This is a genomic window from Kitasatospora sp. NBC_01302 (genome assembly GCF_035976515.1).
Taxonomy (GTDB): Bacteria; Actinomycetota; Actinomycetes; order Streptomycetales; family Streptomycetaceae; genus Kitasatospora.
This window is the reverse complement of sequence record NZ_CP108404.1, coordinates 217,513-239,109: the sequence shown is the minus strand read 5'-3', so window position 1 is coordinate 239,109 and position 21,597 is coordinate 217,513. Positions and strand designations below refer to the sequence as shown.

Sequence of the window (21,597 nt, the reverse complement as noted above, 5' to 3'; positions counted from 1 at the left end):
CGGGCACGGCGTCCGTCGTGGAACTTCTTGACGCTCTGCGACCACATGCAGGACTGTGCCTGCCTGCGGCTCGCTGTAGGGCGGGCCGCAGGCAGGCCCGGGGTCAGCTGAGGGCCTTGGCCAGCCGGGTCAGGCCGTCCGCGATCTCGGCGGGGGTGTGGGTGGTGAACGACAGGCGCAGCGTGGCCGGGTCCGGGTGGCCGGCGAAGAAGGGAGCGCCGGGCACGTAGGCCACGTTGTGGGCGACCGCCTGCGGGAGCAGGGCGGTCGCGTCGTAGCCGGAAGGCAGGCTGGCCCAGAGGAACATGCCGCCGTCCGGACGGTTCCAACTGCTCCCGTCCGGCAACGCGTCGGCCAGTCCGGCGAGCAGGGCGTCGCGGCGCTCGCGGTAGGCGTCGCGGACGGTGACGAGGTGGGCGTCCAGGTCGCAGTCGGCGAGGTAACGGGCCGCAGCGGCCTGGTCGACCGTCGAGGTGTGCAGGTCGGCGGCCTGCTTGGCGATCACGCAGGCGCGCCGGATGGCGGCAGGTCCGCGCAGCCAGCCGAGCCGCAGGCCGGGAGCCATCACCTTGGAGAAGCTGCTCAGCAGCACCGTCCGGTCCTCTGCCCCGGCGCAGCCCGAGATCCACTGCACCGGCTCGCCGCTGAAGCGCAACTCGCCGTACGGGTCGTCCTCGACGATCCACAGCCCGCGCCGCGCCGCGACCTCCGCGATAGCCCTGCGGCGCGCGAGCGGGAGGGTCCGGCCCGTCGGGTTCTGGAAGTTGGGCACCAGGTACAGCAGCTTGGGCCGCTCCGCCGCGATGAGCGCGTCCAGCGCCTCCACCATGATGCCGTCACCATCGGTGGGGACCGGGACAATCCGCGCGCCCGCGAGTCCGAAGCACTGCAACGCGGCAAGATAGGTCGGGTCCTCGACCAGAACGGTGTCGCCGGGCTCCAGCAGGGCCGAGGCCAGCAGCGACAGTCCCTGCTGCGAGCCGCCGGTGATCAGCAGATCCTCGGGATCGGTCGGCAGTCCGCGCGTGCTGAGCCGGGCGGCGACGGACGCGCGCAGCAACGGGTCGCCCTCGGTGGTCGAGTACTGGAGCACCTGCCGCGGCGACTCGCGCAACACCGCGTCGTAGGCCGCACGGATGCCCTCGGCGTCGAAGAGCTCGGGAGCGGGCAGGCCGCCCGCGAACGAGATGACCTCGGGGCGAGCGGTCAGCGCCAGAATCTCCCGGACCGGGGACCCGGCCACGGCGGTGGTGCGGGCGGCAAGAGCAGGGGCCGGGGCAACGCCGAGATTAAGTGTTGTCGTCATACTGGCCCACCTTACGAAGACTCAGTCGTTCGTCCAGCAAGATTCCATGATCCGGTCGCCGTGCGGCCGGCCGGGTGCGACGCGGTGACGGTGCTGGTCGCCGGGATCAACGAGCGGCCTTGACCAGCACCTTCGCGCAAACCCTAGGTCCAGACCTCGGCGAGCAGGCGGTTCACGGATGCGGGCTGCTCCTGGTGCGGTGCGTGGTCGGCCCCCATGATCCGGGCGTGGCGGGCGCCGATCCGGTCCGCGATGAACTCGCCGCACGCCATCAGGGCCTCGCCGATGAACGCGCGGTACTCCGGGTGCGCCCCCTCCCAGGTGCCGTTGACCACCAGCTTCGGAAAGCCGGCCAGCAGGAGCGGGGCCAACGGGATCTCGGCGTCCCAGGCGACGCGCTCCGCCATCGCCGACGCGGTGGCACGCAGCAGCTGCGGCGTGAACTCGGGCACCGGGAGGCCGTAGCCCTCCGTCGAGTAGCGCAGGTACTCCTCGGGGCTCATCGGCGCGCGCTGCTCGCCGAAAGCCGCCCGGATCCGGACCAACGCAGCCCCCACCGCCGGGTGCTCCTCGGCGACGCGCAGCGCGGAGGGCTCGATCAGCGTCAGCGATTGAATGGCCTCCGGACGGCGCGCCGCCGCGATCATCGCACCGGCAGCGCCGTAGGAGTGCCCCACCAGGTGCGCGCCGGCGCCGAGCAGCTCCACGATGTCCTCGGCGTCCACCTCGTAGTCGCTGCGCTCGATGTCCGGACTCTCCCCGAAGCCGCGCCGGTCCATCAGCTCCAGCCGGAACCGGTCGGCGAGCGGGCGCTGGCCCCGGAAGGAGTCGGTCCCCCAGCTCATCGTGCCGTGCACGAGAAGCACGCGGGGAACGGTCGCCGCCGATGCCTCGTCCTGCCACAGCGTCACATGCACTGATTCGCGTTCCATGCGGCTCATCCTACGAACCGTCAGCCCTGGTGAAGGGAGTCGAGTGCGAGCGAAGGCGCTCGGGTGGTTGGGCTCAGCAGCCGCCCGCGCAGAGCGTTCCGCTGGGCCCCCAGGGCCGCGTCGTTGAGTGGATCTTCCCGATGTGGCGGGTCAGTATGGCAGCTGTAGATCGTGATCTTGTCCTCGAGCGGCCCTCTGCGGCCCTCTATCCTGCCGACCCGCCTGCTGGGTCCTCTGCGCCGTCGACGACCGAACGAACGCACCTCATCCAGTCCTCCCACGCAGCGGGGTCCGTCGTCCCGCCGTCCGCCTCGATGCCGATGTCGCCGAGGAGCGTGAGAAGGTCGTCCCCGGCGCGGTTCGCGAACTGCCACACGAACCGCGACATGGCGAGGAAGGCCTCGCGCTCGTTCAACTCGTAGCGACTCATCAGGGCTTTCCATCCTCGGGCGGCGCCCGGGAGTCCAGGGCCGTGGGCCGTGACCTTGCTCGCCTGGGCAACAGCGCGGCCACCGAAGACCATCGTGGTCTGTGAAGACAGTGAAGGACCAGGCAGTGGCCGCAGGTCACAGCGTAGACGTTGAACGATGGCAGGCGATGTTCGAGGGCCTGATGGGCCGTGTCGCAGGTCGGTTCGCCCGGGTGGAACCCCGACGCCGGGCCCGCTCACTGGTACTTGGGCTGCTGTCGGCCCTGCCGCGCGAGAACTGCCGGACGATCGTCGAGCACGCCGGGGACACCAGCCCGCACGGGATGCAGCACCTACTGGGCCGTGCCAAGTGGGACGCCGATGCGCTGATCCTGCGGCCCGCCCACACCGCAGCGCACCGCCTCCGCTGGTCCCACTGGCGACGACGCCACCAAGCCCGAGCCCGCGACAGCCACCACCTGCGACAAGCAGCAGCTCAACCATGATCACGATCTACAGCTGCCGTATTGGGCCGAGCCGTGCAGCCCAACCCGCCATGTCGGGAGAGACGTCCTCCACCTCGGATGAGTGGCCGTACGGGCCCCGGGTAAACATGAGCCGGTGGCCCACAGCACTCGTCACACGGTCTTGCTGCTCGTCGCTCTGGTGAGGCGTCGCCGATGTGAGGATTCGTCCGGTCGTGGTGACGCGAGCATCACGCCGTGCGGCAGGGGCGGTCCCTTGTAAAGGAATCCGCTCTTCGCGCATATCACCCTCACATGCTCCAGGTGCTCCCCGAGTGTCGCCCCGACGGCCGGGACGCTGAGGGCATCCAGCCGCAGCCCACGGCATGGCGTATGCGAACGATCCCTCTGGGTGCAGGTCTTCGGCGGGAGTCGGGCGGATCGTCGGCAGATCGAACCGGGTGCTGCCCGCCGAACGACCGATCTCCACTGCGGGGGCTGATGTGAGCTTCGCCACGTAGGCGGGAATTGCGTACCCATGTGCGGTTGCGGCATGGTGAGGCTTCTGTCAGGCCCCGCGTACGGCCCGTTTGTTGGGCGTCAACTGAATACCGATGGTCCGTACGCCGCCCGAACTCCTTGCCCGCACCGGCTCGTCCGGTACCCGGGCTCCGGGCCAGCGTCTCCCGTGACCAGCTACAGGTGGAGGCCAGTGACCAGGGCACATTGCGTCCTCAAGGTCACGCGGGGGGCGACGCTGGAAGGAAACCATGTGACTCGGATCTCGGTCCGGGGAGTTGCTGTGGTCTCTGCCACCGCCGTCACCGCCGTCGGTGCCGTCGTGGGTGTGGCCTCGAGCAGCGAGGGCGCTACGCCCCAGTCGGTCGACGTCGCGGGAGCCACGCTCCTCGCGGACGTGCCGTCAGCCGCCCAGGCGCAGATCGTCAGCGACAACTTCGCTGTCCAGTCCTCGGCTCAGCAGCAGTCGGCCGACCTCGCGGCGCAGACGGCCGCTCAGGAGGCCGCCCGGCTGAAGGCCGCCGCCGACGCGCAGGCGAAGGCCGACGCCGACAAGGCGGCCGCCGATGCCGCCGCAGCTCAGAAGGCCGCTGCTGACGCGAAGGCCAAGGCCGACGCCGCCGCGCAGCAGGCTGCCGCCCGCGCCGCGGCCAGGTCGCAGCTCGCCACCACCACGGACTCCGCCTCGCCCGGCGACTCGTCCTCCGGGGGCTCGCCGCAGTCGATCGCGGCCAGCTTGATGGACAGCACCCAGTTCCAGTGCTTCAGCAACATCGTCACGCGTGAGAGCGGCTGGGACGTCACCGCCCGCAACCCCTCCTCCGGCGCGTACGGCCTGGTGCAGGCGCTGCCCGGTTCGAAGATGGCCTCCGTCGGCTCGGACTGGCAGACCAACCCCGCGACCCAGATCAAGTGGGGCCTGGGCTACATGAACAGCACCTACGGCAGCCCGTGTGACGCCTGGTCGTTCTGGCAGGTCCACCACGCGTACTAGCGTGATCGTCGGGCAGCCGCGCCTTCCGTGAATCCCTGACGTCGGCGCCGCTGTGACGAAGAGCCGTCGGGGCGTCTCCCTCGCACACACGGGGGAGGCGCCCCGGCGGGCGCGCGTCAGCGATCGGGCCGGCCGCGTTCAACTCGGCCAGGAGTATGGATCACCGTCCTACAGGGTCCACCTCTGGTTGCATGGCCGCCACCCTCGCCTCGCGCGTACTCGGGGGCATGCTCCTGGGCAGCACCGCACGACCGGCTCCGCTCTGGCAGGACCTCGGCTCCGGGACGGAGACCGGGCTCATCACCACCGCCTGCTACACGCTGGCCTTCACTGCCTGGGGCCAGTGGCTGCTCTTCACCCGCATCTGCCTCCCCCCTCACCGGGTGCCTCCCCTGGGACACCATGGCCCTCCTCGACGGCGCCTACCAGCGCGGACTCCTGCGCCAGGCCGGTGCCGTCCACCAGTTCCGCCACGCCCGCCTCCAAGGCCACCTCAACCCGGCCCCGCACCGCCTGGAACACGAAGATCACGGCGAAGCGGCGCAGGGTTTCACCCCGTTGTCCCGTCCGCCGACCTGGGGCGAGTGGTTGCTGGAAGTCGGCGAAAGAGCGGTGGTCGTCCGCCGGCCTTCCCTGACACGATCCCGGTGTGACCACGCTATTCCTGATGGTCGGCCTGCCAGGGGCTGGCAAGACGACGCGTGCCCGGCAACTCGCCGAGGAGCACGGCGCGCTGCGGCTTACGCCCGACGACTGGATGCTTCCACTGTTCGGTGCATCGGAGGCGGACGGGAAGCGCGACGTGCTGGAAGGACGGATGCTCTGGCTCGCCCTGGAGGCGGTGAGGCTCGGCACCAACGTCGTGGTGGACTACGGTTGTTGGTCCCGGGACGAACGGACCGCGATCCGCTGGCTGGTGGAGGCGGAGGACGTGCTCTTCCACATGATCTACCTGCCAGTGGACGATGAGACCCAACGCGCCCGGATCGCCCACCGCTGGGCGACCACCCCTGGGGAAACGTTCCCGATGACCGAGGCCGACATCCTGCACGGGCGGACGCACTTCGAGGAGCCCGACGTGGCAGAACTCGACGGGCGCGAGCTCGACGGCCCGCCTCCGGGGTGGCCGACCTGGCGGGAGTGGGCCGTAGAGCGGTGGCCGTCGTTCGCCTGAACGGCCCCACCCCGTCTCCGCAGCGCCCTCCCGCCGCACCGGCCGGTGTCACCGCTCCCGCCGCCCGGACGGCGGACAACCCGGGGCCAGTAGGGCGGTATCGCCCTCACAACGGGGCGAGTTCGTCCGAGCGCCGTGCGGAGTGCTCGCCGGCGCGGCCCACGAGGCGGCCGGTGGCCAGTCAGGCGGAGGCGATCAGCAGGTCGGGCGCTCGTTTCCGTCGGCCGGGCGGAGAAGGCAAGATTCGAACCTGCGTGGGCATGCACCCGACCGGGTCCTGCGACCCAGGTCCCCGATAAGCCGCTCCGGCCACCTCTCCTCGTGCTCTTCGGTCGACTGCCGTCGTCCGCTGGGCACATGACCATGGTGCGGCACCGGGCTGACCGCCGGCTGACGCGAGCCTGACGCTCCGTCGTCGCTGATTCGGCGCACGCGCGTTCACACGGCGATGCGAGATCCGCGCCTTGACGCCGTGGCGGGACAGTGACCGTGACTTGCGCCGGGGCCGGGGCCGGGGCCGGTGTGGGCTGGAGGGGAGTTCTCGGCCTCTGGAAACCGCCGAGGGTTCCCCCGGGCTCAGCGCTCCTGGCCGATCGGCCGGACCGTCACGCTGGTGACGTCCACTCCGGGCGGCTGGGTCAGTGCCCAGACGATCGATGCCGCGATCTGGTCATCCGTCAGCATCGGGGCGTCCGGCCTGGCCGTGCCGCCGGGCTGGTTCCAGAAGCCCGTCTCCACGCGGCCCGGGGCGACCAGCGTGACGCCGATCCCGGAGCCGGTCACCAGCAGCCGGGTGTTCTCGGCCAGGCCGGTCACCGCCCACTTGGTGGCGCCGTAGAGGTTGCCGGGGATGTTGATGTGCCCGGCGACGCTGCCGACCAGGACGATCCGGCCGCGCGACCGCGTGAGCGCCGGCAGCGCGGCGTTGATCAGCAGGGCCGGGCCGAGCACGTTGGTCAGCACCATGGCGCGCCAGTGCTCGGGATCGCCGTCGGCCAGGGTGCCGGCAGTGCCGAAGCCGGCGTTGGCCACCGCGTTGTCCAGTCGGCCGAACCGCTCCACGGTGGTCGCGACGGCCGTCCGCACGTCCGCGGGCTCGCTCGCGTCCCCGGTGACGGTGACCAGGGCCTCGGGCCGCCCGAGTTCCTCGGCGAAGTGGCGCAGCCGCTCTTCACCGCGCGCGGTGACCGTGACCCGGTGGCCGAGCTCCAGCAGTTGCCGGGCCGCGGCAGCGCCGATTCCGCTGCTGCCGCCGGTGATCAGCGTGACCGGAGAGTCCTTCATCGTCAGCTCCCGCACTCCAGGTGAATGGCCCCATGGCCAAGGGCAGTTCATCACGTGGAGCGCGCGAACCACTCGTGCCGGCACGCCGTGTCGTCATCCGGTTCCCCGACCGGCCGCCCGGCGCCACGTGACTGGCCCGCGCCCTTTCGCTGGGCGCGGGCGGCTTCGCCCCGAGGGGCCTGTGCCCTGTGATGCCTGCGGGCCCGCGTCGGGGGACGCATCAGCGACGACGAAGATCCGTACGCCGGACTGAGGCACGCGGTACCGGTGGATCTCCGTGGCCGAGGGGTCGTTGTCCGGTTCGACCGAGACGCCCGGGGCGGCCACTGCCGCGCTCAGCTCCTCGAACGTCGTCCGGGGCGGGAACGCACCGTACGAGTCTCGAAGGGGCCCGGACACCGCGGAGGGGCCGTCCAGGCGTAGGCGGTGGACCTGCACGCTGATGCCGAAACAGGACCACCCGTTCCCGCCTTGTTGGAAGTCGACCTCGACGAGTCCGTAGTCCCGTCGGATGAAGCCCGGCGAACCGACGTCCAGATGGTCGGTGGCGAGTCCGGCTTCCCATGCGGCGGGATGCGAGCCGATGCCCAACCCCCAGCAGATCGCCGTGGGTGGCCACGCGGGCGTAGAACTTCGCCTCGCCCATGATTCCGCCCTTGCGGTCGGGCCGGAGGGCCACCTCCACGCCGTCCTGCAGGTTGACGTGGGCGCCCTTGGTCACCCAGTCCTGGTCGGCTTGGGCCAGGTCGCCGACGGAAAATTCGGTCGGCAAGTCAGGACCCAGCGGGCAGGATGGCGGGATGGCTGATCTGCTGTGGGACGACCGGGTCGCGTGGCTGCTCGATCCCACCCAGGAGGGCTGCCTGCCCGATGCGTTCATCGAGCACACGACGGCGGCGGACTGGCAGGCCGTGCTCGACCTGATCGGGGAACAGGGCTGGGCCTTCGAGTACGCCGACGGCAGCGCGGTGTTGCCGCTGCCGCGAGCCGAGGCGGTACTGGCCCGCCCGGCCGATGCCGAGTGTCCGAGCCTGCGCGTGTGGCCGGATCCCGGGGTCTGCGCGATCTTCCGCTTCCTCGGGAAGGAGCAGATCGACTTCGACCTCGACCTGCGGGAACTCCAGGGGCAGGAGCGATTGGACGTCCTGTGCGGGTTTCTGGCCGCGATCGGGCGCCGACTGGGCACGTCGGTGCCGCTGTTCCCCGAAGGTGGTGGCGTGCGGCCGCTGCTCGGGTTCGATCTCGCCGCCGACCGGATCAGGATGATGTCGACACCGCCGGACACGTGAGGCGAGCCGGTCCCGCTGCTCCGTGTTCTACGGGCCGGCGAGGATGTGTACGACTCGGATCTCCGTGTCCAGGATCCGGTGGACGATCGTCATACCGGGAACCGCGCGGTCGCCCGGGGCGACCACCAGACGGCCCGACAGATCACCGCCGGGGGTGTACGGCCTGCCGATCTCCGGGTCCCGCTGGATGCTCCGGAGCGTGTGCAGCAGTTTGCGACGCTGGTCCGGGGTCAGGGTGACGGCGACGGTGCGGGCGGAGTCGTCGAGGTAGACGTCGGGCAGGTCAGACACCGGTCTCCTCCCACTCGGGGAAGATCTCGCCGATCGGGGTGCCAGGGCGATCGCCGGCGCTGCGCAGTGCGTCGCCGATCTCGGGGATCGCCCGCAGGCGCAGGACGTGCTGCCAGGCCTCCAGGTACCGGTCGATCTCGTGCAGCGGCACGTCCTCGACCTCGCTGTTGAAGACTTGCAGGTCGCCGGCGGGGAGGACCGCCCGGAACTCCCTGATGGTCTGCGGGAGTCGGCTCTGCGGCAGGTGCTGCTCGATCGGCTGTGCGGTCATGGCGAAGAGTCCGTTCGCTGTGGCGAGGGCGGCTGCGCCCTGTCGGGACGGGCCTACGCTACCCGGTGGCGCGGCCCGTGCAGGCACGGTCGGTCGACCTTGTTCACCTTGGACCAGCCCCGGAGGCCGGGTTACGTTTCCGCACCTCGCATCGTCGTCAGCGGGCACACCGTTTCGGCCGGGCGTCGTCAGCCGTGGGTTCGCGGCTGGTTGCCGGGTCGGTGCCTTCCGGCTCGGTTCAGTGCGTCCCCGACCTGGGCTGCCAACCTGGTGACGAGGTCGGCTGCGGACGGCAGGTCCGTGATGAGGTCGGCCGCCTCACCGTGCCCTGCCCCGCACCCACGCCGCTCACCGACGTGCCGAAGGGCGGGGCCCGGTCAGCGCGCCGGCCGGCAGCGGCCCGTGTCGCGCACCCTGGGCCGGCCCCGCCGGGGGTGTGACGGCCCGGGGTGCCCGGCGTTCAATCATGGAGCCCGGGGGAGCCGCCGAGCCATGTCCGTGCGACGTCTTCCAGCGATCCGAGCAGCGGGTTGGGGTCGTCAGTGCGCGTGACGAGCACGACCTCGCAGGGAGCGATGTCGATGACGGGCACCAGGGCGATGTCCTCGCGCACGGCAGCGCGTCGATCGCCGGCAGGGAAGATGGCGACACAGTGGCCGGTGGCGATGAGTTCCAGCTTGTCCTCGTAACTGTCGTCGATCGCGGGCGGGGGCGGTGCCGGGCGGTTGCCGACGGGCTTGGGCGTGCCCCAGAGGACCGGAGTGCTGACGCAGGCGACCAGTCCCTCGTCCGACAGGGCCCGCAGGCTGACGGCCTCTTCGTTCGCCAGATGATGACTCGCCGAGGTGACCAGCACCCGCGGCTCCTCGTGGAGCTTGGTCACCCGGAAGCCGTCCGTGGGCAAGGGCAGGGGCCGGTACGCGACGAGGGCGTCGACCCGCCCCTCGGCGAGGGCGCGCGTGTCCCGCCAGTCGAGGTGCCTGGTGCGGACCCGGCCGTCCGGGTGCCGGCGGCGCAGCTCCTGTACCCAGGCGGTGATGACCAGTCCTTCGGCGCAGCCGACGGTGATGGCGGGGGACTGGACGGTGGCTCTGGCCGTGTGAGCGGCTTGCTCGGCCTCGTGGAGCAGTTTCCGGGCCCTGGGAAGGAAGGCCTGACCGGCGTCGGTGAGGCTGCTGCCCTGCGGCGTGCGGTCGAGGAGCCGGACACCGAGCTGGGCCTCCAGCCGCTGGATCTGACGACTCAGCGACGGCTGCGCCAGGTGGAGGCTGGTGGCGGCCCGGCCGAAGTTGCCGTACTCCGCCACGACCGTGAAGTAGCGCACGAGCCGCAGGTCGAGGTCCATCCGCCCAGGGTACGTCGCGCGCCGTCATGCGCCTGGGGCATGACGGCATGCGGAACGGGTCTTGGACAGGGTGTGCGGGTGGACGTTTGGCTTGAGGGCATGACCACTTATGACGGCAAGAAGATCGTGATCACGGGCGGAAGCAGCGGTATCGGCCTGGCTACGGCCCGGTTGTTCGCCGATGGTGGGGCACAGGTACTGATCACCGGCCGGACCCGAGCCACCCTGGACGCCGCGCTGGAGCAGTTGGGGGACAAGGCGATCGCCGTGCGCAGCGACGCCGCGTCCCTGGAGGACGTCAAGGCGCTGGCCGGCACGGTCCAGGAGCGGCTCGGCGCGGTGGACGCGCTGTTCGTCAACGCCGGCGTCACCGCGTCCGCGCCGTTCGACTCGACGACGGAGGAGATGTACGACGCGCTGTTCGGCGTCAACGCCAAGGGCCCGTACTTCACGGTGCAGGCGTTGGCGCCGCTGTTGCGCGAGGGAAGCGGCGTGGTCCTCACCACGTCGGTGGTGAACGTCCTTGGCCTGGACGCGCTCAGTGTCTACTCGGCGAGCAAGGCAGCCCTGCGGTCGATGACGCGCACCCTGGCCCGCGAGCTGCTGCCGCGCGGGGTGCGCGTCAATGCCGTGAGCCCCGGGCCGATCGACACGGGCATCCTGGACCGCTCCTTGCCGGCCGACGTCGTCGAGACGATGAGGGACACCTTCCGGAGCGGCAACCCGATGCAGCGGCTGGGGTCGTCCGAGGAAGTGGCCGCCGCGGTGGCGTACTTGGCGTTCGGTGCGACCTTCTCGACCGGAGCGGAGTTCCCCGTCGACGGAGGGGCCACGCAACTCTAGGGCCTGTGCGGCAGGACACCGGCGCCGTTGCGGGTGGCGCGGGTGATGGTGCGGTGGCGCCGGACCGGTCCGCGGTCAGCGGTCAGTGCTCGGACAGTCCGGGCACCGGAAGCCGTGGCGATGGACGACGGGACCGTCGTGGCCGGGCAGGACGGCGGACCAGCTCAGCCACACGGCGTCACCGTCCTTCCGCGGCAGGCCTCCGGCCGCCCGGGGATTCGCTGCTCCCGCGGGAGTACGCCCGAAGCCGTCCGCCGGAGGACGCCGGCAGCAGCGCCGATCCGGTGGACTGAACGGCGCCGGACCTGGGCCTTCCAACCGGCACCGTCCCGACAACCGGAGGCTGTTGACCGTGTCGCCCTTCACCCCGCCTGCCCGACGGTCCGCAGGAGCGCTCAGCGGTGTTCTGTACGCCGTCCTCTTCGTGGCCGGACTCGTCGCCGGCGGCGTCACCGCGCCGTCCGGGCCGTTCGCGACCCCGTACTCGGGCGACGACGTGGTGCGGCGCTACCTGGCCGCCGATCCCGCTGCGCTGCACCGCTCGCTGCAGCTGACGGCTCTGTTCCAGATGCTCTCGGCCTTGGCGCTGCTGGCCTTCGTCCCGTGGCTCACGGACTTCGTGGGCCGCCACGGCACCGCGGTGCGGGCGGGCGTGGTCCGGGCGGCGGGCACTGCGTCCGGGGTCCTGCTGGTGTTGTCCGCGAGCGCGGGTTGGGTCCTGTCGCTCCTGGGCTCCGCCACGGACCTGTCGGTGTCCCGCGCCCTCATGGACCTCGCCTTCATCACCGGCGCCGCCCCCGCCATCGGCACGCTCGGCCTGGCCCTGTGGCAGGTGTCGCGCACCGCACGGGGGAGTCGGGCGCTGCCCGCGTGGCTGTCCTGGACCGGGCTGGTCCTGGCCGACACGCGCGTTCCGTCCCGGATCAGGGAGCGGAGTTCGGCACGTCCGGGTTCTGCGCGAACGCCTGGACCGGGGAGCCGAACGCGGTGGTGTCCTCGGTGCTGACCTTGGCGCAGCCCGGTGCGGCGGCGGCGTTGAGCGCGTTGGTGTCGCCGGGCGCGGTGGTCGGGGCGGTAGCGGGGGGAGCGCTCTGCGGGGCGGTGGTGTGGACGGCGTCCGCGGCCTTCCCGGCGTTCGGTGGCGTGCTCGGGGGAGCCGTCGCAGGGCTGCCGGTTCCGGAGAACGACCGGTCGGCCAGGATCGCCCGGAAGACGGCCGACGCCCCGGGGGCCGGTACGAGGTCCTGCGCGAAGACCGGATCGGCGCCGGTGTAGGGCGAGTTGGGGGTGGTCAGGAAGGTGATCCGATTGGTGGGCACGTCGTTGAGCTGGTTCGCGAGGTCGGCGAGGTCGGCGAGCCCGTTGAGGGCGGGGTCCACGGTCAGGGCCTTGGTCGCGGCGCTGGCCAGCGAGTAGAGCGTGACCGGGTTGGTCAGCGTGCCGGCGCTCTTCAGCTTCTGGACCATCGCGGACAGGAAGATGTGCTGGGCGTCCTCACGGCCGAGGTCGCTGCCGTCGCCGAAGCCGTGCCGGGTGCGCAGGAACTCCAGTGCCGCCAGGCCCTGCAGGGTGTGGGTTCCGGCTGTCAGCTTGAGGTGCGAGTCCGGGTCGTAGACGTTGTTGTCGACGCAGACCCGGACTCCGCCGACGGCATCGGACATGTTCACCACCCCGGAGAAGTCGATCATCATGAAGTGGTCGATGGTGATCCCGGTCAGCTGGTGGACGGCGGCCACCGTGCAGCCGGGGCCGTACTGCAGGCTGCTGGTGATGACGGCCTGGCCGGCGCCGGGGTGGACCTGCCCGGTCGTCGGGTCCGTGCAGCCGGGCAGACTCATCACGACGTCGCGCGGGATGCTCAGCACCGTCGCGTTGGTGCGGTCGGCGGCCAGGTGGACGAGCATCTCGACGTCGGCGTTGGCCCCAGGGCCGCAGTCCCCGCCGATCGCGCAGTCGGCGGCGGAGTCGCGGGTGTCCGAGCCGATCACCAGGATGTTCTCCGGGCTGCGGCCGGCCGCGTCCTTCGTCTCCGGGGCCTGACCGCCGGTCCCACTGAACAGCGCGCTGCTCCTGATGTTGCCGTCCAGGTCCACGTACACGTACGCGCCGGCGCCCAGTAGCAGGGCCAGGGGGACGCCGAGCCACAGCACGATCCGGCGCCTGCGCCGCCGCTGCTTCGTCACCTGGTCCGCGCCGTCGCGGGAGGGCTGGTGGTCACCCATGCGTGTGTTCGTTCCCCGTCCGTGCCGACGGCAGGTCCTCGGCCGAGTCGTCGCCGCGCCGCCTTCGCGCCGCCTTCGCAAGGCGCAAGGCCCCGCCTCTGATGAACCATCAGTGTGCCCCCGGTCGGTCCCCGGTGCCGCGCGACGCACCCTGAACCGTCGGGCGTCCGCCCGTCCGGAGGCTCCGCCTGCGCACGTCGCCGTCCGGTCCACCGGCGACCCGGTGGAGTGCGGCGCGGGCCGACCCGGAGAGCGGGCGTCGCACGGGCCCGGCTGGCTGCGCTGCCGTCAGGTCTGTTCGACGACCGGCTCCAGGAGCCCGGAGCGGGCGGCGATGGCGCCGGCCTGGAAGCGGCTGTCGGCGTCGAGGGCGTCCAGCAGCTCGGAGATGTGGCGGCGGCAGGCGCGCACGGACAGGCCCAGGCGCTTGGCGATGGCTTCGTCCTTGAGACCGTTGGCCATCAGGGTCAGGATCGCGGCCCTGATCTCGGTGGCCGCCGTCCGGGTTGCCGAGGGGCCGATCCGGTAGGGCGAACCGAGGCTCCAGGCCTGTTCGAAGGCCGAGCAGAGGTAGTCGAGGATCGACGGTTCGCGCACGACGATGGCCCCGGCGGGATGGTCGCGGTGCGGCAGGAAGGCGATCTGACGGTCCAGGATGATCATCCGCCCCGGGATCTCGGCGACGGTGCGAATCTGCGAGCCGGCCGCGAGGGCCTCCTCGGCGTAGGCCTGGGTCGCGGGGTGGAAGCGGGCCGTGTGCTGGTAGAGGCTGCGCAGGACGATCCCGCGGTCGAGCAGCTCCAGGTCCCTCGGCAGGGCTTCGGCCAGGGCCGCCGGCGGGCGGCCGCCGCCGGGCTGGCAGGCCATGATCTCCCTCTCGCAGGTCGCGGTCAGGTCCGCGATCAGCGCCCGGACCGCGAACATGTCCGTCAGCACGTCCACTCCGCCCGACCGCTCCAGGTGCAGCGGATCGGCATAGGTGGGCTTCAGCGCCGCCAGGCGGGAGCGCAGCCGCACGGTGCGTTCCCGCTCGGCCGCGAGATCGGCCTCGGCCCGACGGTGCGCGCTCTCCCGCGGGCCCACCAGGGCCGCGATGGCGACCTCCGGGCTCGCGGCGACCACGCCCTGCGCGCCCACCACCAGCACGTGCCGCTCCACCAGTGCCGCCACGGCCGCCCTGGCCGCCTCGTCCCCGCACCCCACCTCACGCCCCACCCGGGTGAGGTCCTGCTCCGAGGGGCGGCGCTGTGCCACCACCCACGCGTAGACGTCCGACACGACGTCCTCGTCGATCAACTCCACTGACGAGCCCCCGAACTTCGCTACGGCTTCACCCGGTTCGGGCGTTTTTGGCAGCCGTCCTGTTGTGCCCCCGTCACATGATGATCCCCCAAGTCCATGGCGGCCGATACCCGTTGCACGGCACTGTGGGGCCGGCCGATCGGTGCGGCCTCCGGGGGCCGGAACGACCGCTCGACCTCACCAAGTCTCAAAGGGGGATCTTCGTCATGCGCAAGCTCGTGTTCCTGGGTCTGGCGGCCGTCGCGCTCTTCGGCGTGACGGCCGGGGTGCAGGGCGGCACCGTCACGGCGTCCCACGCGCACACCGTCCTGGCGGACACCGGCTGGGGCCACCCGTGCACCCGTTCGGGTTCACCGGAGATCAGCTGCGGCGGTCCCCGCGTCAACCACTGAGCGACCGGTGTCCGCACCCGGGCTCGCTGATCGGCGGGGGCCGACGGGGCCCGGGGGAGTTCGACAGAACCACCAGGATCCACAGCCGGCGGCACACGCCGCCACAGCCGAGGTGCCCGGCCGCGAACGCGGCCGGGTCGGCTGACCTCACGACCCACACGAAGGAGAAGATGACCATGGGCAAGAAGACGATCGGGACCGCGGTCGCGGCGGCAGGCATCGTGGCGGCGCTCACGATGGGTGGCGGCACGGCGTTCGCCAACGGCCAGACCGTGGGCACCCCGGGCGACAACGTGCCGAGCCCCACCATCGCCTCCAACACCAGCACCCACTGCCTGAGCTACACCGCCAACGAGCACGACGGCTGGAACTGGGGCGGATTCCGCGTCGTCGACAACGACACCCACGTCCAGGTCGGCGGCGGCAACATCGAGGCGTTCAGCCTGGATGTGACCGGCAACATCTGCGGCCTGTACGGCAAGCACTACTACATCCAGGTCTGGGGCGGCAGCGGCTTCGGCAGCCTCTCCAACTGACGTCCCACCGGACCGACGCCGGGGCCACCGAGGTCCCGGTGCGGGGCGCGCCTGCCACCGCGGGGCAGGCGCGCCCCTCCCGCATGCCGTGCCGCGCGTGACGGCCCGGCCCGGCAGCAGCCGCCCGCACCCCGATCGCCGCCTGGCCGACCGGTGCCGCAACCGGAACCGCAAACCCGCCCCGCGCCCCTTCGCCGACTGGGCCGTGCGCAACATCGCCGCGTTCCGCTGAGACCGCAGACTCTCCGGGAACGCCTGAGGGGCCCGGCGCGCGGGTCGCGTGCTGGGCCCCTCAGGGGTGACCCGCTGGGGGTCGCTGGTCGGGTGATCAGTAGTTGTGGTGGACCTGCCAGTAGGCCCAGGCCTGGTTGGGGCTGCCGTAGCGGCTGTTCATGTAGTCGTAGGTCCACTTGATCTGGGTGGAGGCGTTGGTCTGCCAGTCGGCGCCGGCGGAGGCCATCTTGTTGCCCGGCAGGGCCTGGCCCAGGCCGTAGGCACCCGAGGACGGGTTGGTCGCGGTGACGTTCCAGCCGCTCTCGTGCGAGACGATCTGGTCGAAGGAGGCCAGCTGGTCGGCGGGGACGATGCTGGCGGCGATCTGCTGCGGGGTGGCGGCAGAGGCGGCGGTGGGGGCCACGGCGGCGCCGATGGCGACGATGCCGGCGGCGGAGGCGAGCAGGGCGGCGGACTTGCGCATGCGGGTGGAGATCACGGGCATGTGGAGTTCGACCTCAGATCACTTGGGCACCTGTCCCGCGGCTCGGCGGACCCGGTGGGGCCCGGCGGGCGGGTGTCGGTGCCGGGGCGGTCGCTCTCACAGTGAGCGACCGCCGGACGGGAGTGCGGCAGCGGATCGAACCGCCGCCGCAGCTGGCGACTCAGCCATTGTTAGCGGGCCGGTCGGCCGGCTCCAAGGGGTGCCCGCTACGACGGTGCGTCGTAGCGGTGCCGGGTGAACGTGCCGGTGGGGCGCGGGCGGCTTGGTGTGGTTCGGGCGGTTAAACCTGCTCTGGCGCGGCTTTTTGGGCGATTTGCAACGTTTTGACCTGCAGAAACGGTGCGGACCAGGCCGCAGGCGCGGGAGCGCGGCCATGACGATGTCCGGCCCGGCGGGCCCGGTGGGCGGGAGTGGTGAACGGTCTACGAGGAAGGGTAGGAGGTGCCCCCAGCGCGTGAGGACCATCACGGCCCACCCCCGTCCGGCACCCGCCCCAAGGGGACCCAGCTCACATCATGGTGACTGTCGGCAACCGCTCGATGGCGGCGGTCCGTACCCGGGGGGCTCAAGGAGGTCGGGCCCGCCGGGGTGCGCCGGTGGTTGCGGCTTCGTACAGGGCCCGGGTGGCGGAGCCGACGTAGGCGCTGTAGGACACCTGGGGGTGTTGCCACGGCTTGGTCAGGCATCGAGTTTCAGGTCGACGGAGCGGCCGGTCCGATGCCGGACGATCAGGATCACGATGCCGATGACCAGCCAGCAGGCCCCGCCGATCTGGGCATGGGGGCTGGCCTTGGCCAGCACGTAGCCGATGATCAGGAAACCCAGCAGCGGTACCACCAGGTGCATGCCGTACGTGCGTTGACGCTTGCGGAGCAGGAAGTGGCACGCGACCGACAGGTGCAGCAGCAGGAAGGAGAACAGTGCGCCGAAGTTCACCAGCGACGAGAGCAGCGCTACCTGGCCGACCAGGCTGAGCCCGAGTGCCAGGCTGATCAACGAGACCAGGAGGATGGCCCGTTCGGGGACCTGGCGGTCGGCGTCGACGTGGGACAGGAAGCGCGGCAGGAAGCCGTCCCGGGCCATCGAGAACAGGAGGCGGGAGGTGGCGGCCTGGGCGACGAGCGCGTTGGCCACGGCGGAGGCCAACGCGCTGGTGAGTGCGACGACGTTCTTGAGCCAGACTCCGCCGGCCGTTCTGGCGACGTCGTAGAACGCGGTGTTCTGCGCCGCCTGGTCCGGTAGCGAGGTGCGCCCCGGCAACAGCAGCGCGGCCAGGTAGGACTGCACCACGAAGAGCGCCGCGACGATGCACAGCGAGAGCAGGGTGGCCCTGCCCACCACCCGGGCGCCGCCCTTGACCTCCTCCGCCAGGGTGGAGATGGCGTCGAAGCCGAGGAACGAGAGTACGGCCACCGACAGCGCCGAGAACACCACCGGGACCGAGAAGACCTGTGGGTTGTACAGCGGGTCGAGGCTCCAGTGCGCCCCGTTCACCCCGCGGACGACGGCTGCGGTGCTCAGGGCGACGAACAGCGCCAGCACGATCAGCTCGGCCAGCAGGAACAGCTTGTTCATCCAGGCCGTGGTCCGGATGCCGAGCAGGTTCACCACCGTGTTGAACACCACGAAGACGGTGATCCACAACCACTGGGGGACGCCGTCACCCACCACCGCCTGAAGGGCCACCGCACCCGTCACGTACAGCAGGGTGGGGACCAGCAGGTAGTCCAGCAGGATGGCCCACCCCGCCAGGAATCCGACCTCCGGGCGGATCCCGCGCGCCGCGTAGGCGTAGACCGAACCGGAGATCGGGAACTCGCGGGACATCTCGCGGTAGCCCAGCGCGGTGAAGAGCATGGCGACCAGGCCGACGAGGTAGGTCAGCGCCACCATGCCCCGGGACAGGTCGAAGACCACGCCGAAGATCGCGAACGGGGCGATCGGCACCATGAAGACCAGGCCGTAGACCAGCAGGTCGCGCAGGCGCAGGGTACGACGGAGCTGTGACCGGTATCCGAACCGGGACAACGGGTCCGTGGTGCGGATTCGTCCGGGGCCGCACCGGGTTGATCGGACATGGACGTTCCCTCCGGACTGCCGGCGGCCGAGGCGGTATCCCGTTCGGTCAGTATGCGACATCCGTGGGCTGCTGAGGCCGCAAGGAAGGGGTGCGGGGCCCGGCGGGTCCGCCCGACGGCGACGTTGTCGGCATGCCACGGCGGGCCAGGGTGCGAAGGGCAGGCGAGGGTCCCACCTCATGCGTGCGTGGCGCACGCTATTCGCCGTGCGAGAGCGGTGGTCGCTGGCGTTGCTTTCGTCAGGTTGACGATAAGTCGCAGGTGCAGTTATCGTCAGTGAGACGAGAAGGTGTCTCGGAAATGAGGAACCCATGGCCGACATCACGAAGCGCTTCGGTCTGCTGCACCTGCGGGCCGCCCCCACCGCCCACATCCGCCACCTGCGCGGCGGCACCGTGGCCCACGAGGGCACGGGACTGGCGTTCTGGTTCCGGCCGTTGGCCGCGGCGATCTCCGAAGTGCCGGCCGACGACCGGGAGCTGTCGTTGCTCTGCCATGCGAGAACCGCCGAGTTCCAGGACCTGGCCATCCAGGTGACCCTGACCTACCGCATCACCGATCCCGAACTGGCCGCGACCCGGCTGGACTTCAGCATCGACCCGGAGACCGGGGCATGGCGGGCCGAACCGCTGGAGCAGCTCGGCACGCTGCTGACCGAGACCGCCCAGCAGCACGCCTTGGAACTGATCGCCCGTACCACGCTGGCGGTGGCGCTGGCCGAGGGCGTGCGCACGGTGCGTCGGGCGATCGCCGAGGGGCTGGCGGACGACGCGCGGCTGGCGGAACTCGGCCTGGTGGTGCTCGCGGTCCGGGTGACCGCGCTACGGCCCGAGCCGGAGCTGGAGCGGGCGCTGCGCACCCCGGCCAGGGAGCAGGTGCAGCAGGAGGCCGACCGGGCCACCTACGAGCGGCGAGCGGTCGCGGTCGAGCGGGAACGCAAGATCGCCGAGAACGAACTGGCCAACAGGATCGAACTCGCCCGCCGGGAGCAGGAGCTGATCGGCCATCAGGGCGTCAACGCCTACCGCGAGGCGGAGCAGCAGGCTGCCGCCGACCAGGTCCGGGCCGAGGCGGAGGCGCAGCGCCGTACCCGGTTGGCCACCGCGGAGGCCGAGGCCGCCGTACTCCTGGCCGACGCCCAGGCCGCGGCCGAGCGGGCCCTGAGCGAGGCCAAGGCGGCCGGCCAGGCCGCCTGGCTGGCCGCACACCAGCAGGCCAGCCCCGAGGTGTTGCAGGCCCTCGCGCTCGGCCGGCTGGCCGAGAACCTGCCGAAGATCGACAGCCTCACGCTCAGCCCGGACCTGCTGACCAGCCTGCTCGCCCAGCTGGGCCGCCCGGCACCGGCCGGCGGTGCCCGGTGACCTTGGTCCCGCGCGTGGTGCTGGTCCACCGGCACACCGAGTACCAGGAGTTGCTCGCCCGGCACGGATCGCGGGGCCAGGCCGCCTTCTTCCTGGCCCGTCGCGGCCGGTCGCTGGACGAGGTGGAGCAGCGCCACCGGCGGCTGCAGGCCGCGTTGACGGCGGTGGCCGCCGCGGTGCCGCCGGACTGGCGGCGCAGCCGGATCGAGCGCGGTGATCTGGACCGGTTCCTCTTCGGCCCGGAAGACCTGGTGGTGGTCGTCGGTCAGGACGGACTGGTGGCGAACGTCGCCAAGTACCTGGCCGGCCAGCCGGTGATCGGGATCGACGCCGAGCCGGGCCGTAACCCGGGTGTCCTGGTCCGTCATCACGCCGAGGACGCCGCCGAGTTGCTGCGGCTGGCCGCCTCCACCGCGGTGGACCTGCGGTCGGCCGAGTGCACCATGGTGGAGGCGGTCGCCGACGACACCCAGCGGCTGCTCGCCCTCAACGAGATCTACCTGGGCCAGCGCGGTCACCAGACCGCCCGCTACCGCCTCACTCCGCCCGGCGGCGGCCCCGACGAGGCGCAGGCCTCTTCCGGCGTCCTGGTCGGCACCGGCACCGGGGCCACGGGCTGGTGCCGCTCGGCCTGGCTGGAACGCCGCAGCGAGGTCCCGCTGCCCGCCCCGGGCGCGCCTGCCCTGAGCTGGTTCGTCCGGGAGGCCTGGCCCTCGCCGGTCACCGGGACCACCCAGGTCCAGGGCTGCTGCGGCGTCGGCCAGGAGCTGACGCTGACCGTGGAGTCGGACCAACTGGTCGCCTTCGGCGACGGTGTGGAGTCGGACGCCCTGCAGCTGAGCTGGGGTCAGACCGTGCGGGTGCGAGTGGCACCGGAACGACTGCGGCTGGTGGGGTGAGCGGTCGACTCGCGCTCGGCGTGCGCCGGAGAACCCTTGGACCACTCATCCGCCGCCACCGCCTTGAAGCGCCGAGCTCAGTGACCGTGTCAGGACGGACAGATGAGTGACCCGAGCGGCGGACAGGGAATGACCAGCGTGCTGACGCCAGGGCGCTCGACGAAGGCGCGGGCAGCGGCGGCCTGGCGGCGCTGGGACTCCAGGTCGTCGGCGCGCCAGGCGTCCCGCCGGGCGCGGGCGTTGTCCCAGTTGTAGGAGACGGCGCTGATGGAGGCGTTGCCGGCGGCGCGGCTGATGTCCGCCTTCATGAGGGCGCGTTGGAGCGCGGTCTGGGTGGCGGCGAGGTCGATCCGGGCGATCAGGACCCCGGGGGTGTTCGGCACCCGGGTCGGAACGAGGGCCTGGGGGAGCAGGGAGATCCCGGTGTCGTGGCGGCCGATGTTCTCGGTGGAGGCCCTCGCGGCGTCCCGGGACATGATGTGCATCTCCTGGTGTATCCAGACGAGTTCGTCGAGGTCGGCCATGGTGATGCGGATCCGCTGGTAGATCGCGCGGAAGCGGGGGTCCTCGTGCAGCGGCCGGAGCGCGGCGGCGTGGAGGGCGACGCAGTCGTTGAAGCCGGCCGTGACGGCGGCGTCGAGGTGGAAGAGCGCCTGGTCGATCCGGCGGTGCAGGAAGGCCAGGGCGGCGAGCCCGCTGTGCCCGGCGCCGACCAGCCAGGCCGCGTCCGGGCCGAGCGCGGTGGCGCGCGCGATGACGTCGTGGAAGCCCGTGGCGACGTGGGCGGCCGAGGCCGCTGGACTGGTCAGGTTCGCCACCAGCAGTTCCTGGACACGGGACGCGAGCGAGTTGATGGTGTCGGCCATGGATCTCCTCAGGCAGGGGTGGCGCACGCGGTCGGCACGAACCTACGGCAATGGCCCGACAAGGCCTGGTGCTCCGAACCGCCACCCGCGGTACCGCAGGAT

The 21,597-nt window shown here is 71.6% G+C and carries 22 protein-coding genes and 1 pseudogene; 11 read left to right on the top strand and 12 right to left on the bottom strand.

The annotated features are described in order from the left end of the window. Positions 1-103: 103 nt before the first annotated feature. The 3 genes from OG294_RS01195 to OG294_RS01185 form a co-directional block, all read right to left on the bottom strand. A complete protein-coding gene (locus tag OG294_RS01195; protein WP_327064465.1) occupies positions 104-1,306 on the bottom strand; it encodes an aminotransferase-like domain-containing protein in 1,203 nt (400 codons plus the stop codon). Positions 1,307-1,449: 143 nt separating this feature from the next. Next, entirely contained in the window at positions 1,450-2,238 is a 789-nt protein-coding gene (locus OG294_RS01190) for an alpha/beta fold hydrolase (protein ID WP_327064464.1), read from the bottom strand. A gap of 205 nt (positions 2,239-2,443) precedes the next feature. After that, a complete protein-coding gene (locus OG294_RS01185; protein WP_327064463.1) occupies positions 2,444-2,668 on the bottom strand; it encodes a hypothetical protein in 225 nt (74 codons plus the stop codon). 182 nt (positions 2,669-2,850) lie between these two features. On the opposite strand from OG294_RS01185, the pseudogene OG294_RS01180 reads away from it, so the two are divergent. From OG294_RS01180 to OG294_RS01170, 3 genes and pseudogenes are all read left to right on the top strand, one after another. Next, positions 2,851-3,030 (top strand): annotated as a pseudogene (locus OG294_RS01180) (IS701 family transposase); the annotation flags it as partial. Between the two features lie 853 nt (positions 3,031-3,883). Further along, positions 3,884-4,624 carry a lytic transglycosylase domain-containing protein gene (locus OG294_RS01175; protein WP_442789095.1) on the top strand — a complete coding sequence of 247 codons (741 nt, stop codon included), beginning with the start codon at positions 3,884-3,886 and terminating at the stop codon, positions 4,622-4,624. A gap of 649 nt (positions 4,625-5,273) precedes the next feature. Continuing rightward, positions 5,274-5,798, top strand: a complete 525-nt coding sequence (locus OG294_RS01170; protein ID WP_327064461.1) for an AAA family ATPase — start codon at positions 5,274-5,276, stop codon at positions 5,796-5,798. A 576-nt stretch (positions 5,799-6,374) separates the two neighbouring features. Here the strand turns inward: OG294_RS01170 and OG294_RS01165 are convergent. Further along, positions 6,375-7,082 carry an SDR family oxidoreductase gene (locus tag OG294_RS01165; RefSeq protein ID WP_327064460.1) on the bottom strand — a complete coding sequence of 236 codons (708 nt, stop codon included), beginning with the start codon at positions 7,080-7,082 and terminating at the stop codon, positions 6,375-6,377. An 800-nt stretch (positions 7,083-7,882) separates the two neighbouring features. On the opposite strand from OG294_RS01165, the gene OG294_RS01160 reads away from it, so the two are divergent. Then, positions 7,883-8,371, top strand: a complete 489-nt coding sequence (locus OG294_RS01160; RefSeq protein ID WP_327064459.1) for a hypothetical protein — start codon at positions 7,883-7,885, stop codon at positions 8,369-8,371. 27 nt (positions 8,372-8,398) lie between these two features. On the opposite strand, the gene OG294_RS01155 is transcribed toward OG294_RS01160, so the two are convergent. The 3 genes from OG294_RS01155 to OG294_RS01145 form a co-directional block, all read right to left on the bottom strand. Continuing rightward, positions 8,399-8,662 carry a hypothetical protein gene (locus tag OG294_RS01155; protein ID WP_327064458.1) on the bottom strand — a complete coding sequence of 88 codons (264 nt, stop codon included), beginning with the start codon at positions 8,660-8,662 and terminating at the stop codon, positions 8,399-8,401. Further along, positions 8,655-8,933, bottom strand: coding sequence for a hypothetical protein (locus tag OG294_RS01150; protein ID WP_327064457.1), 279 nt, complete (start codon positions 8,931-8,933; stop codon positions 8,655-8,657). The genes OG294_RS01155 and OG294_RS01150 overlap by 8 nt, the downstream gene beginning before the upstream one ends. A 460-nt stretch (positions 8,934-9,393) precedes the next feature. Beyond that, entirely contained in the window at positions 9,394-10,278 is an 885-nt protein-coding gene (locus tag OG294_RS01145) for a LysR family transcriptional regulator (protein ID WP_327064456.1), read from the bottom strand. Between the two features lie 99 nt (positions 10,279-10,377). Here OG294_RS01145 and OG294_RS01140 point away from each other — a divergent pair, with 99 nt between their 5' ends. Further along, the gene (locus OG294_RS01140; RefSeq protein WP_327064455.1) at positions 10,378-11,121 is read left to right on the top strand and encodes an SDR family oxidoreductase; all 744 of its coding nucleotides are present in this window, start codon (positions 10,378-10,380) and stop codon (positions 11,119-11,121) included. Between the two features lie 352 nt (positions 11,122-11,473). Continuing rightward, positions 11,474-12,127, top strand: coding sequence for a hypothetical protein (locus tag OG294_RS01135; protein ID WP_327064454.1), 654 nt, complete (start codon positions 11,474-11,476; stop codon positions 12,125-12,127). Here OG294_RS01135 and OG294_RS01130 read toward each other — a convergent pair. Both OG294_RS01130 and OG294_RS01125 read right to left on the bottom strand, forming a co-directional pair. Next, positions 12,045-13,343, bottom strand: a complete 1,299-nt coding sequence (locus OG294_RS01130) for an LCP family protein (RefSeq protein ID WP_327064453.1) — start codon at positions 13,341-13,343, stop codon at positions 12,045-12,047. The two genes, OG294_RS01135 and OG294_RS01130, sit on opposite strands and share 83 nt — an antisense overlap. 288 nt (positions 13,344-13,631) lie before the next feature. Then, the gene (locus OG294_RS01125) at positions 13,632-14,645 is read right to left on the bottom strand and encodes a helix-turn-helix transcriptional regulator (protein ID WP_327064452.1); all 1,014 of its coding nucleotides are present in this window, start codon (positions 14,643-14,645) and stop codon (positions 13,632-13,634) included. Between the two features lie 206 nt (positions 14,646-14,851). On the opposite strand from OG294_RS01125, the gene OG294_RS01120 reads away from it, so the two are divergent. From OG294_RS01120 to OG294_RS01110, 3 genes are all read left to right on the top strand, one after another. Continuing rightward, positions 14,852-15,037: a hypothetical protein gene (locus OG294_RS01120; RefSeq protein ID WP_327064451.1), complete on the top strand. Its 186-nt coding sequence runs from the start codon at positions 14,852-14,854 to the stop codon at positions 15,035-15,037. Positions 15,038-15,213: 176 nt separating this feature from the next. Beyond that, a complete protein-coding gene (locus OG294_RS01115) occupies positions 15,214-15,573 on the top strand; it encodes a hypothetical protein (RefSeq protein WP_327064450.1) in 360 nt (119 codons plus the stop codon). A gap of 97 nt (positions 15,574-15,670) precedes the next feature. Continuing rightward, entirely contained in the window at positions 15,671-15,805 is a 135-nt protein-coding gene (locus tag OG294_RS01110) for a hypothetical protein (protein WP_327064449.1), read from the top strand. A 96-nt stretch (positions 15,806-15,901) separates the two neighbouring features. Here the strand turns inward: OG294_RS01110 and OG294_RS01105 are convergent, their stop codons facing one another. Both OG294_RS01105 and OG294_RS01100 read right to left on the bottom strand, forming a co-directional pair. Next, a complete protein-coding gene (locus OG294_RS01105) occupies positions 15,902-16,291 on the bottom strand; it encodes a lytic transglycosylase domain-containing protein (protein WP_327064448.1) in 390 nt (129 codons plus the stop codon). 678 nt (positions 16,292-16,969) lie between these two features. Next, entirely contained in the window at positions 16,970-18,319 is a 1,350-nt protein-coding gene (locus tag OG294_RS01100; RefSeq protein WP_327064447.1) for an APC family permease, read from the bottom strand. Between the two features lie 361 nt (positions 18,320-18,680). Between OG294_RS01100 and OG294_RS01095 the strand changes: the two genes are divergently transcribed. Together OG294_RS01095 and OG294_RS01090 are read left to right on the top strand one after the other, a co-directional pair. Beyond that, complete coding sequence (locus tag OG294_RS01095) at positions 18,681-19,730, top strand: SPFH domain-containing protein (protein ID WP_327064446.1); 1,050 nt, start codon at positions 18,681-18,683, stop codon at positions 19,728-19,730. After that, on the top strand, positions 19,727-20,629 hold the full coding sequence (locus OG294_RS01090; RefSeq protein ID WP_327064445.1) for a hypothetical protein: 903 nt from the start codon (positions 19,727-19,729) through the stop codon (positions 20,627-20,629). The genes OG294_RS01095 and OG294_RS01090 overlap by 4 nt, the downstream gene beginning before the upstream one ends. A gap of 89 nt (positions 20,630-20,718) precedes the next feature. Here OG294_RS01090 and OG294_RS01085 read toward each other — a convergent pair whose 3' ends face one another. Continuing rightward, positions 20,719-21,495, bottom strand: a complete 777-nt coding sequence (locus OG294_RS01085; protein ID WP_327064444.1) for a hypothetical protein — start codon at positions 21,493-21,495, stop codon at positions 20,719-20,721. Positions 21,496-21,597: the final 102 nt, after the last annotated feature.

Coding starts and splice junctions, on each gene's coding strand:
- OG294_RS01195 (WP_327064465.1), bottom strand. CDS start 1,306: ATGACGACAACACTTAATCTCGGCGTTGCCCCGGCCCCTGCTCTTGCC.
- OG294_RS01190 (WP_327064464.1), bottom strand. CDS start 2,238: ATGGAACGCGAATCAGTGCATGTGACGCTGTGGCAGGACGAGGCATCG.
- OG294_RS01185 (WP_327064463.1), bottom strand. CDS start 2,668: ATGAGTCGCTACGAGTTGAACGAGCGCGAGGCCTTCCTCGCCATGTCG.
- OG294_RS01165 (WP_327064460.1), bottom strand. CDS start 7,082: ATGAAGGACTCTCCGGTCACGCTGATCACCGGCGGCAGCAGCGGAATC.
- OG294_RS01160 (WP_327064459.1), top strand. CDS start 7,883: ATGGCTGATCTGCTGTGGGACGACCGGGTCGCGTGGCTGCTCGATCCC.
- OG294_RS01150 (WP_327064457.1), bottom strand. CDS start 8,933: ATGACCGCACAGCCGATCGAGCAGCACCTGCCGCAGAGCCGACTCCCG.
- OG294_RS01145 (WP_327064456.1), bottom strand. CDS start 10,278: ATGGACCTCGACCTGCGGCTCGTGCGCTACTTCACGGTCGTGGCGGAG.
- OG294_RS01140 (WP_327064455.1), top strand. CDS start 10,378: ATGACCACTTATGACGGCAAGAAGATCGTGATCACGGGCGGAAGCAGC.
- OG294_RS01130 (WP_327064453.1), bottom strand. CDS start 13,343: ATGGGTGACCACCAGCCCTCCCGCGACGGCGCGGACCAGGTGACGAAG.
- OG294_RS01120 (WP_327064451.1), top strand. CDS start 14,852: ATGCGCAAGCTCGTGTTCCTGGGTCTGGCGGCCGTCGCGCTCTTCGGC.
- OG294_RS01115 (WP_327064450.1), top strand. CDS start 15,214: ATGGGCAAGAAGACGATCGGGACCGCGGTCGCGGCGGCAGGCATCGTG.
- OG294_RS01105 (WP_327064448.1), bottom strand. CDS start 16,291: ATGCCCGTGATCTCCACCCGCATGCGCAAGTCCGCCGCCCTGCTCGCC.
- OG294_RS01095 (WP_327064446.1), top strand. CDS start 18,681: ATGGCCGACATCACGAAGCGCTTCGGTCTGCTGCACCTGCGGGCCGCC.
- OG294_RS01085 (WP_327064444.1), bottom strand. CDS start 21,495: ATGGCCGACACCATCAACTCGCTCGCGTCCCGTGTCCAGGAACTGCTG.